Source organism: Agrobacterium vacciniicorymbosi (assembly GCF_040427045.1).
Classification (GTDB): Bacteria; Pseudomonadota; Alphaproteobacteria; order Rhizobiales; family Rhizobiaceae; genus Agrobacterium.
Window position 1 is genome coordinate 21,654 of sequence record NZ_JBETMF010000010.1, and the last position, 17,255, is coordinate 38,908.

The following is a 17,255-nucleotide window of genomic DNA, read 5'->3' on the forward strand; positions in this document are numbered from 1 at the left end:
AGGGGCTGAACCGGATCAATTGCCCATCAAGATGTCGAACAAGGTCGTTTGTTTCGGCGCAGCTTGACGCTGCTGTGGCTGGCCACCGCCGATATCGGCAGGCGGAATCGGACCGCCGCCATATTGCTGCTGCGGAAATTGCTGAGCCGGAACATCGGCAGGCGGGTAAGCGGGATTGGATGCTGTCTGGTCGCGCCCGACGGGTGCTGCCGGATAATTCGGCGGTACCGGCGCTTCTTTTCCGCCCAGGGCATTGGAGATGAGATCGCTGAGCGACTGGGGCAGGGCGGTGGGTGAGTCGGTCATGGGTTGGCCAATTTCAGGGGCACCATAAGCGCCGAGACCGAAGAGCGGAGACGGTGTCAGGCCGGAATGAGCAGCGGTCATAAATTCTTTCCACGCCTTGGCAGGCAGGCCGCCGCCGGTGACCTTCTTCATCGACGTGCCATCGTCATTGCCGAACCAAACGCCCGTCGTCAGCGTGCTGGTGTAGCCGACAAAAAGGGCATCGCGGAAAGACTGGGTGGTGCCGGACTTGCCCGCCGCCTGCCAGCCCTTCAGCCGTGCGGCCTTGCCCGTACCCTCATTGATGACGCCGGTCAGCATGCTGTTCATGGTCGCGGCAATCGATTCACTCAGCACGCGGGGCGGATTGTCGTATTTGTTTTCGTACAGAACCTTGCCTTCGGCGTCGGTAATGCGCTTGACGATATGCGGCGTCGCCTTGAAGCCGCCATTCATCATCGGCGCATAGGCCGAGGTCAGTTCCAGAAGCGAGACTTCCGACGTGCCAAGCGCAATCGAGGCATTGGCCTGCAAATCCGATTCGATGCCCATGCGGTGTGCCACCTGCGTCACTTTGTCGGGGCCGACCTCCATCACGAGTTGGGCGGCAATCGTGTTCAGCGAATTGGCAAGCGCCGTCGCAAGCGTGACTTCGCCGCGATATTTCTGGTCGTAATTCTCAGGCGTCCACTTGCCGATCTTGACCGGCGCATCGTTGCGGATGGAATTCGGCGTCAGCCCATTTTCCAGCGCGGCGATATAAACGAAGGGCTTGAAGGCTGAGCCGGGCTGGCGTTTTGCTCTGGACGCGCGGTTGAACTGGCTTTCAGCATAATCCGCCCCGCCGACAACGGCGCGAATGGCACCCGTCCCATCGATGGAAGCCAAGGCGGCCTGCGAAGCGCCGAGCTTTTTACCTTCGCTTTTCAGCACATCGGAAAGCGCCTTTTCGGCTTCTTTTTCCAGATCGAGGTCAATGGTTGTGTCGACCACCAGATCCTGCTTCACATCGCCGATCAGGCCGCGAACCTCGTCCAGCACCATATCGGCGGCGTAATGTTCGGCACCCGACCAGAAACGTTTCGCCTTTGTCGGCGGCTGCGACATGGCCGTCTTGATTTCATCCTCGGTGATGAAACCGACATCACGCATCGACTGGAGAACGACCTGCGCGCGCTCTTCGGCAGCCTGCGGATCGCGCGCCGGCGAAAGACGCGAAGGGGCCTTCAGCAGACCAGCCAGCAGGGCCGCTTCGCCCAGATTGACGTCACGGGCAGACTTGTTGAAATAGCGCTGCGATGCCGCTTCGACGCCATAAGCGTTTGAACCGAAATAGACGCGGTTCAGATACATCGCCAGAATCTGGTCCTTGGTGTATTTCTGCTCCAGCCAGAACGACAGCAGCACTTCCTGAATCTTGCGCTCCAGCGTCCTGTCGGGAGACAGGAACAGATTTTTCGCCAGCTGCTGCGTCAGCGTCGAGCCACCCTGAACGGTGCGGCCACTGACGATATTGGTGACGATGGCGCGGGCAAGACCCAGCGGATCGATACCGAAATGCGAATAGAAACGCCGGTCCTCGATGGCCATGACGGCCTGCGGAAGGTAGGGCGACATATCCTCAAGCGACAGCGCCTCGCCACCTGTGGTGCCGCGATTGGCAAGCACCGAGCCATCGACGGCAACGATTTTCAGATTGGGTGGGCGTTCGGGGATCGACCATGTGCTGGCGCTCGGCATGCGCGCGGCATAATAGAAGACGATACCAGCAACGCCGATGCCGCCCCAGATGCCCAGCACGACGCACCAGTAAATGCAGGAGCGGATAAAGCCGATGATGCCGCCACCGCTTTCCCTGCGCGACGAACGTTTCGTCGTTGCCTGCTTGCGGCTGCGCTCACGTTTTTGCGGTTTGGGATCGTCGAAACTGGCAGATTTTTTACTGCCACCCTTGGTGCCGGTAATCCGGTCGGTCTCGTCAAGACGCAGGTCATCGCCGGATTCGTGAAAATCCCCGAAAGAAGGTTCTACGCGCTGGCGTGATTTGCCATTACCTGCCATCTTCGGGAAATCGCTCCATGATGTTTGGCGGCGCTATTCGCTGCTCCTGGTCATCGTTTCTTCCCGATGAAGCTTAAATGCGGCGATTTAAGGTGGGGTTAAAGAACGTAAACTTCACGTTGCCGTCACTGGCAAACGTCCACCCATTCCGCACCCGTCAACGTGGCCATATGGTCCGGCGCAATGCGCACGGCGGCGTTGGTCGCGCCAGCTGCTGGCAGAACCTCGACATAATTTCTCAGTGATAAGTCAAGGTAAACAGGCAGACGGGAGGGCAGGCCGAAGGGGCAGACACCCCCAATGGGATGACCGGTGACGGCTACCACATCGTCGCCACCCAGCATCCGGGGCTTGGTCGCGAATCGATCCCGAAACTTTCGATTGTCGAGCCGCTTGGTACCCGCGGTGACGAGGAGGAGAATCGTATCGCCTGCCTTGAGACAAATCGTCTTGGCAATCTGGTCCGGATCGACATTGTGGGCTTCTGCGGCCTGTGCCACAGTGGCGGAGCTTGCCTCGGTAACCAGAACGTCAATCTCTGGAGCGTGGCTGGCGAAATATTTTCGGACAGATTCGATGCTCATGCGCAATCTTTAGGCGTTAATGCAGTTGAGGGCAAGCATAACCACCCTAGTTATGCGTTTTGCGCAATGCTGTGGTGCAATGTCTTGTGTTTTAATCAGGGGAATTTGTTGTATCTTCAAACCATCGAAGCGACGCACTCCTCCTCCCAGCGTCGCCCGATTGGACTGACAACACTCCTCCTCCCAGTTGTCAGTCAGTTTCAAGAACCCGGCGCACCTCCTCCCGCGCCGGGTTTTTGCGTTTTTGGCCTTCCCGAATTCACATCAAGGATCGGAAGTCTTCGGACGTGAAAAGCTCTAAGCCGAGGGTAACGCTGCCGAAACTGAAATAGTGGCGGCAAAATACGGGGCATCGCTTTTCGGCTTCTTCACCAAACAAACTTGACTTATCGGCGTCACCACCTTAGGTGTTTCGCCATCGATATTTGTTTGACGACCAGAGCTTCGGCGTCTTTTAGACGCAAACGACGATCTTTCCTTCAAATTCGAGAACACCCGCGCTGAATTTCAGTGCAAACGTAATTTGCCAACGGAAGGAACATCGTTATGGCGACTGGTACAGTAAAGTGGTTCAACGCAACCAAGGGCTACGGCTTCATTCAGCCTGATGATGGCGCACAGGACGTTTTCGTTCACATCTCTGCAGTTGAGCGCGCTGGCCTGAACGGCCTCAAGGATGGTCAGAAGATCACCTACGAACTCGTTCAGGACCGCCGTTCGGGCAAGATGTCCGCAGACAGCATCGTTGCTGCTTAATTGAAGCTTTGGTCGGCTCTTGAGCCGAATTGACGCAAGTTGGAAAGGCCGGGTTCGCCCGGCCTTTTTCTTTGCCGGTTTGCTTTTCTATATTTTGACATTCTAAAAAAATATGCGCTCGGCCTTGTAATGGCCACTATCCACCACGATATAGGGTTCATGAGTGTTTCAGCGGTCTCCGACAAAGAGATTTGAAACGACGTGGTTGCGGCTGGTGTGTTAACCAAAGATTAACCAAAGCAGAGCAATCATGTTTCGGAAGACGCGAGCGACAGCAACTTAAGTTGGCGCCGTGCTGAGACACCAAACCGTTTTATGCGCCTTGACCACGGATGTACTGGCACTGCTGCTGAAACGGAAGGAAAGGTCGGGCTTGCCCGGCCTTTTTGTTTTTCATGACCTGTTACAGTCATCGAAAGCGCCACTCGCTAAAGCGGGCGGCGCTTTTTTGTTGTTACTTGGCGCTCAGCGCAGAGAGAATTCGCACCCACGAGCGGATGCCCTTGTGGAACGATTGCAGGTCGTACTTCTCGTTGGGCGAATGAATGCGGTCATCCGTCAGACCGAAGCCGATCATCAGCGAATCCATGCCGAGCATGGTCTGGAAATCGCCAACGATGGGGATCGATCCGCCCATGCCGATGACTACAGCGGGCTTGGCCCACTCATCGGACAGCGCGCCCTTGGCTTTTGTCAGCGCTGGCGAATCATAGGACAGCTGAATGGCGGGTGAGCCGCCGTGCTCATGAAAATCCACCGAGCAGTCGGCCGGAATTTTCGAGCGGACATAGGCGCGGAAGCTTTCTCGGATGGCGGCAGGGTCTTGTTTGCCGACCAGACGGAAAGACACCTTGGCGGATGCCTTGGCCGCAATCACCGTCTTGAAACCTTCGCCGGTGTAACCGCCGACGATGCCGTTGACCTCAGCCGTCGGGCGCGCCCAGGTCAGTTCCAGAACCGAACGGCCTTTTTCACCCGAAGGGAGGGACAGACCGACTTCGCCGAGGAATGATTCGGCGGTGCGCCCCAGATTGTCCCAGGATGCCTTGATATTGGCCGGGGTTTCCTCGACGCCATCGTAGAAGCCCGGCAGCGTGATACGGCCCGTCTCGTCGTGAAGACCAGCGAGGATGGACGTCAGAATATGGATCGGGTTGGCAGCCGCACCACCGAACAGGCCCGAATGAAGGTCGCGGTCAGCACCGGTGATGACGATCTCTTCGCCGACGAGACCACGCAGTGCAGCAGCAATCGCGGGTGTTTCGCGGTCCCACATGCTTGTGTCGCAAACCAGTGCATAATCCGCCTTCAGCTCATCGGCATTGGCATCAAGGAAAGGCTTGAGCGATGGCGAACCGGATTCCTCTTCACCTTCGAACAGAATGGTGATGCGCAGTGGCAGCGAACCATGAACCTGCTTGTAGGCACGGCAGGCTTCGACGAAGGTCATCAGCTGACCCTTGTCATCCGATGTGCCGCGACCGGTGATGATCTGCCGGCCTTCGCCGATGTCTTTCAACGCCGGATCGAAGGGCTCGTTGTCCCAAAGCGCGATGGGGTCGACGGGCTGGACATCGTAATGGCCGTAAAACAGCACATGCGGTGCATCCGGCGTCCCGCCATCGTGATGGGCAACGACCATGGGGTGACCGGCGGTGTCGCGCACCGAGGCCTTGAAGCCGATGCTCGTCAGATCGCGGACCAGCCAGTCGGCGGCCTTGCGGCATTCGGCCTTGTAAGCCGGGTCTGTCGAGATGGATTTCAGGCGGACGAGTTCGAAAAGTCTGTCGAGACTGGCGTTGAGATTGTCGTCAACCGCCGAGAGAACGGGGGATATGTCTGTCATTACGCGATCCTGTCATGCAAAGATTGGCGCAGGATAGAGCAAAGGTCGTCCGGTTTCGAGCCGGAAAATCACCTCAGGCCTTTTGGTCGGAGACTTTGGCGGCCTCGATGGCGCGGCCCATATATTCCAGCAGCAACTGCCGCTCGAATTTCAGCAGCCCGCCAAGCATGGCATCATCGGTTGCCTTGGAAGCGGAAATCGCTTGCAGTTCCAACTCACGGCCACGCTCCGTCAGTTCGATGATCTGCGCGCGCCGGTCTCTGGGGTGCGGCTTGCGCTCGATCAGCCCGTCACGCTCCATGCGGGCAAGAGTATTAGCGAGCGTCGCCTGCTCAACATCAACACGGTCCAGCAATTGCCGCTGGGTCAGGCCGTCTTCGTGCCAGAGTTCCAGCAATATGGGAAATTGACCCGGCGAAAAACCGAGTGCGGCGGCGCGCTTGTTCAGCGCCTTTGCAAAGGTCTTTGCCAGCTGGGCGGCAAGATAGGTGGCCGAATCGTTTCGCGAAAAACGCATCTCATTCTCGTCCCGGGCGCGCGGCGATACCGTCACCGCAATTGCATATCATGCTATGTAGATACCGAGGCTTTCGCGAAGCATGCGGTGCAGGAAAAAGGGTAGGTTGAGACCATAAAAAACGCCATGGCCGGGAGGGGACGGCCATGGCGTTTATATTGAGGGACAAAGGCCCGGAGAGGGGGGTAGGCCTTTGTCCGGTCTGACGCGGCGGGGGACGAGCCAGCTATCAGACACGGCGTGATCAGTCGCCGTCCTCCAAGAAATGAGGCTGCAAATGCGGCTTTTCAAGGGAAGCCCGGATTACAAATTTGTAACGTTATGGTGAGGTTTGAACCCGCCCTTGCGCGTCCCGGAAATAGTGGGTTGGTCCGATCCTTCAAGAACTTTCTATGGACGCCAACACAGGCCCGCGCTATCCATGCTTCCCATGAAAAAAGGCGATCACCTCTTCCTCGTAGACGGCTCCGGTTTCATCTTCCGGGCGTTCCATGCCATTCCCGCGCTCAACCGCAAATCGGATGGATTGCCGGTCAATGCTGTGTCCGGTTTCTGCAACATGCTGTGGAAGCTGTTGAAGGATGCTCGCAACACCGATGTCGGCGTGACGCCCACGCATTTTGCCGTCATTTTCGACTATTCTTCGAAAACCTTTCGCAATGAGCTTTACGATCTCTACAAGGCCAACCGCTCCGCACCCCCGGAAGATCTGGTGCCGCAGTTCGGCCTGATCCGCCACGCCACCCGCGCCTTCAATCTGCCCTGCATCGAAACGGAAGGGTTTGAGGCGGATGATATCATTGCTACTTACGCTCGCCAGGCCGAGGCCATCGGCGCGGATGTGACGATCATCTCTTCCGACAAGGATCTGATGCAGCTCGTCACCGCCAATGTGCATATGTACGACGCGATGAAGGACAAGCAGATCGGCGTGCCCGATGTCATCGAAAAATGGGGCGTTGCGCCCGAAAAGATGATCGACCTGCAAGCCATGACCGGCGACTCGACCGATAACATTCCCGGCATTCCCGGTATCGGCCCGAAGACGGCGGCGCAGTTGCTGGGTGAATATGGCGATCTCGATACGCTGCTGGAACGTGCTGGCGAAATCAAGCAGCAGAAGCGCCGCGAAAACATTGTTGCCAATGCGGAACTTGCACGCCTTTCACGGCAGCTCGTGGCGCTCAGAACCGACGTGCCGCTGGAATTGCCGCTGGATGCGCTGACGCTGGAGCCGCAGGATGGCCCCAAGCTCATCGCTTTCCTGAAGGCCATGGAATTCACCACACTCACCCGTCGCGTGGCCGAAACCACCGGCGCTGATGCAGCCGTCATCGATGCCGCCAATGTTCCGGTGGAACGCGGCGCGCAGGCGCATGGTCCCGATCTGGATGGGGCACCGGTAGAGCCCGCAGGCGACAAGGCCACATCGCTGGATGAGAGCGCGGTCGAAAACGCCTCGGCCATTGCCTCAAAACTGGAAGGCAGCACGCCTGCCGCGCTTGCCTCCAGCCGCGAAGCGATTTTTTCCGCTGCCAAGATCGATATCACGGCCTATCAGACCATCCGCACGGTGGAAGAGCTGGATCGTTGGGTTGCCATGGCCAGGGAAGCCGGCGTTGTTGCCTTCGATACGGAAACCACCTCGCTCGATCCGATGCAGGCCGAACTGGTCGGCTTTTCGCTGGCGGTTGCCAATAACCGCAAGGATGCGACAGGCGCGGAGATCATCGCCGCCTACGTGCCGATCTCCCACAAGACCGGTTCGGGCGGCGATCTGTTCAGCGATGGCATCAAGCTTGCGCCCGACCAGATTCCGGCACGCGATGCGCTGGATCGGTTGAAGGCGCTTTTGGAAGACCCGGCCGTTCTCAAGGTCGCACAAAACCTGAAATATGACTATCTGCTGGTCAAGCGCCTCGGCATCACCATGCAGAGTTTCGATGATACGATGCTGATGTCCTATGTGTTGGAAGCGGGCAAAGGCCTGCACGGCATGGATGCCCTGTCCGAACGCTGGCTCGGCCACACGCCGATTGCTTACAAGGACGTCGCAGGCTCCGGCAAATCGGGCGTCACCTTCGATTTCGTCGATATCGACAAGGCAACCGCCTATGCCGCCGAAGATGCCGATGTCACGCTGCGTTTGTGGATGGTGCTGAAACCGCGCCTTGTGGCCGACCGTCTGACCGCCGTCTACGAGCGGCTGGAGCGCCCGCTGCTGCCGGTTCTTGCTCGCATGGAAGAGCGCGGCATCACCGTCGACCGGCAAATCCTGTCGCGTCTCTCCGGCGAACTCGCGCAAAAGGCTGCTGCCTTCGAAGAAGAGATTTACGAGCTTGCAGGCGAAAAGTTCAACATCGGCTCGCCGAAGCAGCTGGGCGATATTCTGTTCGGCAGAATGGGGCTTCCGGGTGGCTCCAAAACCAAGACCGGGCAATGGTCCACCTCGGCGCAGGTTCTGGAAGATCTGGCCGCCGAAGGTGCCGAACTGCCGCGCAAGATCGTGGACTGGCGCCAGCTGACCAAGCTGAAATCCACCTATACGGATGCGCTTCCCGGCTATATCCATGCCGATACGAAGCGGGTCCACACTTCCTATTCGCTGGCATCGACCACCACCGGTCGTCTGTCCTCGTCTGAGCCCAATCTTCAGAACATTCCGGTGCGCACGGCAGAAGGCCGCAAGATTCGTACGGCCTTTGTGTCCACGCCTGGCAACAAGCTTCTGTCTGCCGACTACAGCCAGATCGAGCTTCGCGTTCTCGCCCATGTCGCCGATATTCCGCAGCTGAGAAACGCCTTTGAAAACGGCATCGATATTCACGCCATGACGGCGTCGGAAATGTTCGGCGTTCCCGTTGAAGGCATGCCGTCTGAAGTGCGCCGCCGTGCCAAGGCCATCAACTTCGGCATTATCTACGGCATTTCCTCTTTCGGTCTGGCCAACCAGCTTAGCATCGGGCGCTCGGAAGCTGGCGAATACATCAAGAAGTATTTCGAGCGCTTCCCCGGCATCCGCGACTATATGGAAAACACCAAGGCCATCGCACGCGACAAGGGTTATGTCGAAACCATCTTCGGTCGCCGCATCAACTACCCGGAAATCAAGTCGTCCAATCCTTCGGTGCGCGCCTTCAATGAACGCGCCGCCATCAATGCGCCCATTCAGGGCTCTGCGGCAGATATCATCCGCCGCGCCATGATCCGCATCGAACCGGCTCTGGAAGAGGCCAAGCTTGCTGCACGCATGCTGTTGCAGGTGCATGACGAATTGATCTTCGAGGTGGAAGAGAGCGAGATCGACAAGACTTTGCCGGTCGTCGTCTCGATCATGGAAAACGCGGCCATGCCCGCCATCGACATGAAAGTGCCGCTGAAGGTGGATGCGCGCGCCGCCGCCAATTGGGACGAGGCGCACTGACGCTGCCCTGTCATTGAAGTGTCGCGTGCCGGGAGTAGGAGGCTACCTTGCTTACAAGGAGCCTTTGCACCATGCACGCGCCGTTCGTTTCACAGAAGCTCGCCGCCTTTTCCACCGCCAATAACGATGCACCGCCGCGTCATCTCGGAACCCGGTATGATCTGAACGGCGAATTTCTGCATGAGCCGGGAAACACGGTCGTCTGTCATCTGGCGGAAGGGTCGCGCACGCAATACGCGATCATCAAGACCCGCAAGCAGCTTCTCGATATGCCGGAAGCGCACAGCCATCTGGCTTTCACGCCCACCTCAAGCCTGCACATGACGGTGTTTCAGGGCATCATCGAGCGTCGCCGCAGCTGGCCCTATTGGCCAAAGGAGATGCCGGGCGATACGTCCATCGAAGCGATGACGGATTTCTATCTGGAAAAACTTCAGGCTTTTCCGCAGCTTCCGGCCTTTGCCATGCAGGTTTCCGGCCTCTCACCGCTGGGCCTGACATTGAAAGGTGCAACGGCAGGGGATGACCGGGCGATTGCCGAATGGCGCAATGCCTTTGCTGATGCCTTCGGCTATCGCCATCCCGACCACGAGACCTATGAGTTCCACATCACCTTCGCCTATATCATGCGCTGGTTCGATCCCGGATGCCTGCCGCGCTGGCAAAGAATGCTGGATGAAAGCCTTGAGCAGTTGCGGTCTGCCGTTCCGGTTCTGGAAATGCGCCCGCCAGCATTCTGTGAATTCAGTGATATGAAGCATTTTGAGGAATTGATCGTTTTCGACCCTGTCTGATAGTCAGTGTCAAAAGCTTTCGCATAAGACCTGTCTTGGCGATTCGGACATTCTTGAAAAAATCGACGCCGGGGCTGGTCAAAGCCCCGGGAGGCATGTATAAGCGCGCCAAAATTCAGATATAGAAACATGTGACATTCGGCCTGGGTCCTGGCTGGTTCCCGTGTTTCGCCGCTTAAGTGGAGTTACACAAATGGCAGTACCTAAGAGAAAAACAAGCCCGTCCAAGCGTGGCATGCGTCGTTCGGCTGATGGCCTGAAGTCCGCAACCTATGTTGAAGACAAGAACTCCGGCGAACTGCGCCGCCCACACCACATCGACCTGAAGACAGGCATGTACCGTGGTCGTCAGGTTCTGACGCCGAAGGAAAGCGCATAATTTTTGCGCCTTCTCTAAGTTACGAAAAGCCGGCCTTCGGGTCGGCTTTTTTGTTTTTGGTTTTGCGCCCACCAATGGCGCTTGGAAATTCTGACACCTCCCCTTAGACTTGAAGCCGGGAGAGCGGGCTTGGATCAAGCCCGTCATGTGGAGGGTTTCAGGTCGGTGAGGTATCGCTGGATCGGTATCGTGCTTGTGTGCCTTGGTCTTGGCGGTGTCGCCCTGACCCGGGGAAGCGAGCTTATTGCCGAAAGCTACTTCAACGAGGTGGCAGCACAAGGCGGCACGACGTTGCGGCTGGCGGTCTCTGCGCTCGGCGGGCATTTGAGCCGCTACGAGCCATTGCCAGCGCTGATGGCGGATCACGATGATATCGAGGAACTTGTCGCGCACCCCCAGGACCAATCTTTGCGATTGCGAGCCAATATCTACCTGAAATCCATCAACGATCTGCTGAAATCATCCGATATCTACATCATGACGCTGGATGGCGAGACGATTGCCGCCAGCAATTATGATGGTCCGGCGAGCTTCGTCGGCCAAAATTTCAGCTACCGCCCCTATTTTCAGGATGCCGCCAAAGGTCAACAATCGAAATTCTTCGCGCTCGGAACCACGTCGCACAAGCGCGGCTATTATTTCGCCTCGCCCATTCTCTTCAACGGCGAGATCAAGGGCGTCATCGTCTTCAAGGTGGATATCGAAGGCATTGAGGCATCTTTCGGCAATGGCGAGAACCGTATCTTCGTCAATGACCCCGAAGGCATCATCTTCATGACGGGAACGCCGGAATGGCTCTATTCCGCCATCCAGCCGCTGACACCCGAACGCATTGCCAAGACCGAGAGCTCACGACGCTATTCGGATGCCAATCTGAGGCAGCTTGCGGTGACGCACGCCACCTTCGGTGCCCATGATCTGATGACGATCCGCGAGGGAGAGCAGGACCGGGAATATATCTCTCTTTCGCAGGACATGCCCGACGCCGGATGGAGGGTCAATGTGCTGATGGATACCGGCTCCATACGCACACAGGTCAAAACCACGATGATCGCCATCGTTCTGTGCCTCTGCCTTGCAATGGCGCTGATTGCCGCCATGTTGCAGCGGCGCAAGCGATTGCGCGACCGGCTGATCCATCAGGCGGAAGCGCAGGCCGAACTGGAACGGCGCGTGGAAGAACGCACCGCCGATCTCGCCCGCGTCAACCGCGATATCAAGCATGAGATTGCCGAACGTCGCCAGACCGAAAAGCGGCTGCGCAAAACCCAGAAGGACTTGATCCAGGCGGGAAAGCTGGCAGCGCTCGGCCAAATGTCGGCAGCTCTGTCTCATGAGTTCAACCAGCCACTGGCCGCCGCCAAGACCTATGCCGAAAGCGCCTCTTTGCTGATAGAGCGTGGCCGGGTGGAGGAAGCGAGCGACAATCTCAAACGCATTTCGGTCCTGATCGACCGCATGGCCGCCATCGGCAAGCATCTGCGCAACTTCGCGCGCAAGCCGAACGAAAAGCTCGGTCCGGTGCCGCTGGATGCGGTGGTCAGCGATACGTTGGAAATCGTCAATGCGCGGCTGAAGGCGGCAGATGCCCGATTGACCGTGGATTTCGGTCCGGTGCCGCTTTACGTGAAGGCTGGGCCGGTGCGGCTCCAGCAGGTCTTGGTCAATATCATTTCCAACGCCGCCGATGCCGTCGAAGGGTTGGAGAATCGCCATATCGATCTCACGGCACGGCAGGAGTGCGAAAAGGTCATTCTCTCGATCCGCGACCACGGCCCCGGCGTGCCGCCCGCCATCATGGAGCGCATATTCGATCCGTTCTTTTCCACCAAGGGCGTGGGCAAGGGCCTGGGCCTCGGGCTGTCCATCTCCTACAATATCGTCAAGGATTTCGGCGGACGTCTCAGCGTGACCAACCTGCCCGAGGGTGGTGCGCGCTTCGATATTGAACTGGACGCGGAAGCGCCGATGGAGATTGCTGCCGAATGAATGTCTCGCGTGTTTTGCTGATCGATGACGAAGAGGATTTGCGGCTTTCCACCGCACAGGCGCTGGAGCTGGCAGGTCTCGACGTCGTCACTGTCGACCATGCCGACCACGTCTTTGAACTGATTGGCTACAGTTTCGATGGTGTCATCGTCAGCGATATCAGAATGCCTGGCATGGATGGAATGACGCTGCTGCAAAAGGTGCGGGAACTGGATGCGGAAATCCCCGTCATTCTGGTGACCGGCCATGGCGATGTGCAGCTTGCCGTCAACGCCATGCGCAACGGCGCCTATGACTTCATCGAAAAGCCCTTCAGCGTTCAGTACCTCGCAGGCATTATCAAGCGTGCCATAGACCGCCGCTCGCTGGTGCTGGAGAACCGCCGGCTGCGTGCCGTGGCAGGTAAGCGGGACGACCTGGAAACGCGCCTGCCGGGCCGCACGCAGGTCATGGTCGATCTGCGCTACCGCATCCGGGCCATTGGTGCTGCGGATGCCGATACGCTGATCATCGGCGATACAGGAGCCGGCAAGGAAGTGGTGGCACGCGCACTCCACGATGTCAGCGCCCGTGCGGACCGGCCTTTCGTCGCCATCAATTGCGCGGCGCTGCCCCAGCACCTGATCGAGAGCGAATTGTTTGGCCATGAGGCAGGGGCTTTCCCCGGCGCGCTCCGCCCGCGTTACGGCAAGTTCGAACATGCACGCGGCGGTACGGTGTTGCTGGATGAAATCGGCTCGATGCCGTTTGATATGCAAGGCAAACTCCTGCGGGTTTTGCAGGAAAGAACCATTACCCGGCTAGGCTCCAACGAAACGATCGAACTCGACGTTCGATTTATCGCGACCAGCAAGGCCGACCTGGCGCAAGAGGCGCTGGCCGGACGCTTCAGACAGGACCTTCTCTACCGGCTCAATGTCGCGACAGTCCACGTACCGTCTCTGGCGCAACGTCGCTCCGACATACCGCTTTTGTTCCTGCATCTGGTACGCGAGGCGGCAGCGCGTTACGGCAGGGACGACATCGACGTGCCCTCGGATATCGTTTCCGGGCTATCCATGCAGGACTGGCCGGGCAATGTGCGGGAACTGAGAAACGCCGCTGACCGGCTGGTTCTCGGACTGGATGGCAGCACTTTGGAACCGCAAGCGATGTTCAAAGCCGGTGATGCAAACCTTGCGGACAAGGTTGCTGAATTTGAAAAGTCGGTTCTCGCAAGAGCCATCGCCTCCCACAGAGGTAACCTCAAAGCTGTTTATGAGACCTTGGGAATATCGCGCAAGACGCTCTATGAAAAGATGCAGAAACACGCTCTCACGAAGCAGGGCTTTGGTGAGGAAGACCTCAAAAACCTGACCTGATGCTTTCGCTCTAAAGTCACGGGTGGATTTCCACCCATCGATATTGCCCGATGTTTCGGATTCCACCCATTTCGAGGGTTTAACCGTTGCTTTTCCTCTCGCCGGAAACGCGCACCATTGCGTGCGACGCGTTGGCGATTGCAAATAACGTCACCCCCGACCGGCGCAATAGGAGTGCGACGATCGATGAGGTCATAATTCATCGGGAGGAAAAGATGAAAATCCTAAAGACCGTCACGGGTGTCGTGACTGCTGCTGCCGTATCGCTGCTTGCAGCGTCCGCATCCGCGCAGACCTATCCCCAGCGCAACATCACCATGGTCGTGCCCTTCGCCGCAGGCGGTCCGACCGACACTGTTGCACGGCTTGTCGCTGAATCCATGTCGAAAGACCTTGGTCAGCAGATCGTCGTTGAAAACGTCGGCGGTGCCGGTGGCACATTGGGTGCTGGTCGCGTGGCATCTGCCGATCCAGACGGCTACACCGTTCTCCTTCACCACATCGGCATGGCAACCAGCGCCACGCTCTACCGCAAGCTGGCCTATAACACGCTCGAAGCCTTCGATTATGTCGGCCTCGTCACCGAAGTGCCGATGACCATTCTGTCGCGCAAGACGCTGGAGACCAATGACCTCAAGGGCCTCATCGAATACGCAAAGGCCAACAAGGATACGGTCACTGTCGCCAATGCCGGCATCGGTGCTGCCTCGCATCTGTGCGGCATGCTGTTCATGAGCGCCATCCAGACCCCGCTCGTCACAGTGCCTTACAAGGGCACGGGTCCGGCCATGACCGATCTCTTGGGCGGACAGGTCGATATCATGTGCGACCAGACGACCAACACCACCAAGCAGATTCAGGGCAAAACCGTCAAAGCCTATGCGGTGACGACACCCAAGCGTCTCGATGTGCTGCCCGACGTGCCGACAGCGGCAGAGGCTGGTCTTCCAAGCTTCGAAGTCGGTGTCTGGCACGGCATTTATACGCCTAAGGGCACGCCTGCCGATATCAATGAGCGTCTTTCGAAGTCGCTTCAGGTGGCCCTGAAAGACCCGAATGTCGCAGCCCGCTTTGCCGAGCTCGGCACAGTGCCATCGCCTGATGCCGATGGCACGCCAGCGGCCCTGAAAGCGAAGCTCGAAGGCGAAATCACCCGCTGGAAAACGGTGATCGAGGCCGCAGGTCAGTACGCCGACTAAGTCTCTTTCAAGCACTCAACCGGTGGCCGTCACAGGCCGCCGGTTTTCACTCGCCAGCGGGGGACCCAACATATGAAATCCATTTCATTCGATGCGACAGAGGCGATCTGTGGCGGCTTTTTCATCGCGCTCGGCCTTTTCTTTGCCTGGCAATCCTACGGGCTGGAACTGGGGACGGCGTTTCGCATGGGGCCGGGCTATTTCCCGCTCGTGCTCTCCATCATCCTTGTGGCGCTTGGCACCTTCATCTTCGTGCGCGCGGGCAAGATCCAGGGCGAACCGCTGGGGCCCATCGCGTGGCGCGGCATCTTTCTCATTCTGCCCGCACCGATCTTCTTCGGCATGACGGTGCGCGGTCTCGGCTTCGTTCCAGCCCTGTTTTGCAGCGCGCTCATCGCCTCCTTCGCGTCTCATAAGATGAAGCCGTGGATGGCCGTCGTGCTGTCCATCGGCATCACCATATTTTCCGTGGCCGTGTTCGATTACGGTCTGGGACTGCCCTTCCAGCGCTTCGGCCCCTGGCTCAACTTCTGAGGTGCATGATGGAACTGTTTGATAATCTCGCGCTGGGTTTTTCCACCGCCACATCTCTTCACAACCTGTTCTTCTGCCTCATTGGCGTGTTGCTCGGCACCCTGATCGGTGTCTTGCCGGGCATCGGTGCCACGGCAACCATCGCCATGCTGCTGCCGATCACCTTCCAGCTGGAGCCGGTTTCCTCGCTCATCATGCTCGCGGGCATCTATTACGGCGCGCAATATGGCGGCTCGACCACGGCGATCCTCATTAACATGCCGGGCGAATCGTCCTCTGCCGTCACCGCCATCGATGGCTACCAGATGGCGCGCAAGGGCAAAGCAGGCGTCGCACTGGCCATTGCCGCCATCGGCTCCTTCTTCGCCGGTACGGTCTCGACCTTTCTCGTGGCAGTCTTCGCACCGCCTCTAACGGCCATCGCGTTGGAATTCGGTGCCGCCGAATATTTCTCGCTGATGGTCGTCGGCCTCGTCTCCTCCATCGCCCTTGCCCATGGCTCCATCATCAAGGCGCTGGCCATGGTCGTTCTCGGTCTGCTGCTCGGGCTGGTGGGTACGGATATCTATAGCGGCACGCCGCGCTTCACGCTGGGCATCCGGGAATATGCCGATGGCCTGAACTTCGTCGCAGTCGCCGTCGGTGTCTTCGGCATTGCCGAAATCTTGAGAAACCTCGAAAACGAAAAGACCCGTTCGGTCTTGATGGCCAAGGTCAGCGGCCTTCTGCCCAGCAAGGACGATTTCAAGCAGATGATCGGCCCGGTGCTGCGCGGCACGGCCATCGGCTCGGCACTCGGCATCCTGCCGGGCGGCGGTGCGATCCTTGCGGCCTTTGCGTCCTACACAGTCGAAAAGCGTGTCTCGAAGCACCCGGAAGAATTCGGCCACGGCGCTATTGCCGGTGTGGCTGGTCCTGAGTCGGCCAACAATGCCGGTGCGCAGACCTCGTTCATTCCTCTTCTGACGCTTGGCATTCCTGCCAACCCGGTCATGGCGCTGATGATCGGTGCCATGATCATTCAGGGCATCGTTCCTGGCCCGAATGTCGCCGTCGAACAGCCAGCTTTGTTCTGGGGCATCATTGCATCCATGTGGATCGGTAATCTGATGCTGGTCGTTCTCAACCTGCCGCTGATCGGGCTCTGGGTGAAGTTGTTGACCATCCCTTACTACGTGCTGTTCCCCATCATCATGGCGTTCTGCGCCATCGGGGTCTACAGCGTCAACTCCAACGTCTATGATCTCTATGCCGTCGCCTTCTTCGGGCTCATCGGTTATGCGCTGGTCAAGCTACGCTGCGAACCGGCACCATTGCTGCTCGGTTTCGTGCTGGGGCCGCTGCTGGAAGAGAACCTGCGCCGGGCGATGATCCTGTCGCGTGGTGACCCCTCCACCTTCGTCACCCGCCCCATCAGCGCCACCCTGCTTTTGATTGCGCTGGCAGTTCTCGTCATCGTCTTCCTTCCAAGCGTCAAGAAAAAGCGCGAAGAGGTCTTTCAGGAAGAAGATTGAGATTAGCGAAAC

General features: G+C 58.3%; 13 protein-coding genes. 9 read left to right on the top strand and 4 right to left on the bottom strand.

Translation table 11 applies throughout. The annotated features are described in order from the left end of the window. Positions 1–15: 15 nt before the first annotated feature. Positions 16–2,346: a transglycosylase domain-containing protein gene (locus ABUK73_RS16045; RefSeq protein ID WP_353578162.1), complete on the bottom strand. Its 2,331-nt coding sequence runs from the start codon at positions 2,344–2,346 to the stop codon at positions 16–18. A 125-nt stretch (positions 2,347–2,471) separates the two neighbouring features. Continuing rightward, positions 2,472–2,930 carry a YbaK/EbsC family protein gene (locus ABUK73_RS16050; RefSeq protein ID WP_353578163.1) on the bottom strand — a complete coding sequence of 153 codons (459 nt, stop codon included), beginning with the start codon at positions 2,928–2,930 and terminating at the stop codon, positions 2,472–2,474. A gap of 546 nt (positions 2,931–3,476) precedes the next feature. On the opposite strand from ABUK73_RS16050, the gene ABUK73_RS16055 reads away from it, so the two are divergent. Then, positions 3,477–3,686, top strand: a complete 210-nt coding sequence (locus ABUK73_RS16055; RefSeq protein WP_045230211.1) for a cold-shock protein — start codon at positions 3,477–3,479, stop codon at positions 3,684–3,686. Positions 3,687–4,140: 454 nt separating this feature from the next. Here ABUK73_RS16055 and ABUK73_RS16060 read toward each other — a convergent pair whose 3' ends face one another. Together ABUK73_RS16060 and ABUK73_RS16065 are read right to left on the bottom strand one after the other, a co-directional pair. Then, entirely contained in the window at positions 4,141–5,532 is a 1,392-nt protein-coding gene (locus tag ABUK73_RS16060) for a M20/M25/M40 family metallo-hydrolase (RefSeq protein ID WP_353578164.1), read from the bottom strand. A 73-nt stretch (positions 5,533–5,605) separates the two neighbouring features. Beyond that, complete coding sequence (locus ABUK73_RS16065) at positions 5,606–6,049, bottom strand: MarR family winged helix-turn-helix transcriptional regulator (protein ID WP_353578165.1); 444 nt, start codon at positions 6,047–6,049, stop codon at positions 5,606–5,608. 430 nt (positions 6,050–6,479) lie between these two features. Between ABUK73_RS16065 and polA the strand changes: the two genes are divergently transcribed. From polA to ABUK73_RS16105, 8 genes are all read left to right on the top strand, one after another. Next, positions 6,480–9,473 carry a DNA polymerase I gene (gene polA, locus ABUK73_RS16070; RefSeq protein WP_353578166.1) on the top strand — a complete coding sequence of 998 codons (2,994 nt, stop codon included), beginning with the start codon at positions 6,480–6,482 and terminating at the stop codon, positions 9,471–9,473. 71 nt (positions 9,474–9,544) lie between these two features. After that, the gene (locus tag ABUK73_RS16075) at positions 9,545–10,267 is read left to right on the top strand and encodes a DUF1868 domain-containing protein (protein WP_353578167.1); all 723 of its coding nucleotides are present in this window, start codon (positions 9,545–9,547) and stop codon (positions 10,265–10,267) included. Positions 10,268–10,460: 193 nt separating this feature from the next. Further along, a complete protein-coding gene (gene rpmF / locus ABUK73_RS16080) occupies positions 10,461–10,646 on the top strand; it encodes a 50S ribosomal protein L32 (protein WP_003507205.1) in 186 nt (61 codons plus the stop codon). Positions 10,647–10,811: 165 nt separating this feature from the next. Then, on the top strand, positions 10,812–12,635 hold the full coding sequence (locus tag ABUK73_RS16085) for a sensor histidine kinase (RefSeq protein WP_353578308.1): 1,824 nt from the start codon (positions 10,812–10,814) through the stop codon (positions 12,633–12,635). Continuing rightward, on the top strand, positions 12,632–13,996 hold the full coding sequence (locus ABUK73_RS16090) for a sigma-54-dependent transcriptional regulator (protein ID WP_353578168.1): 1,365 nt from the start codon (positions 12,632–12,634) through the stop codon (positions 13,994–13,996). Before ABUK73_RS16085 ends, ABUK73_RS16090 begins: the two co-directional genes overlap by 4 nt. 215 nt (positions 13,997–14,211) lie before the next feature. Further along, positions 14,212–15,195: a tripartite tricarboxylate transporter substrate-binding protein gene (locus tag ABUK73_RS16095; protein ID WP_353578169.1), complete on the top strand. Its 984-nt coding sequence runs from the start codon at positions 14,212–14,214 to the stop codon at positions 15,193–15,195. A 72-nt stretch (positions 15,196–15,267) separates the two neighbouring features. Then, positions 15,268–15,729 carry a tripartite tricarboxylate transporter TctB family protein gene (locus tag ABUK73_RS16100; RefSeq protein ID WP_113087296.1) on the top strand — a complete coding sequence of 154 codons (462 nt, stop codon included), beginning with the start codon at positions 15,268–15,270 and terminating at the stop codon, positions 15,727–15,729. Between the two features lie 8 nt (positions 15,730–15,737). Next, a complete protein-coding gene (locus ABUK73_RS16105; RefSeq protein WP_353578170.1) occupies positions 15,738–17,243 on the top strand; it encodes a tripartite tricarboxylate transporter permease in 1,506 nt (501 codons plus the stop codon). Positions 17,244–17,255 lie beyond the last annotated feature (12 nt).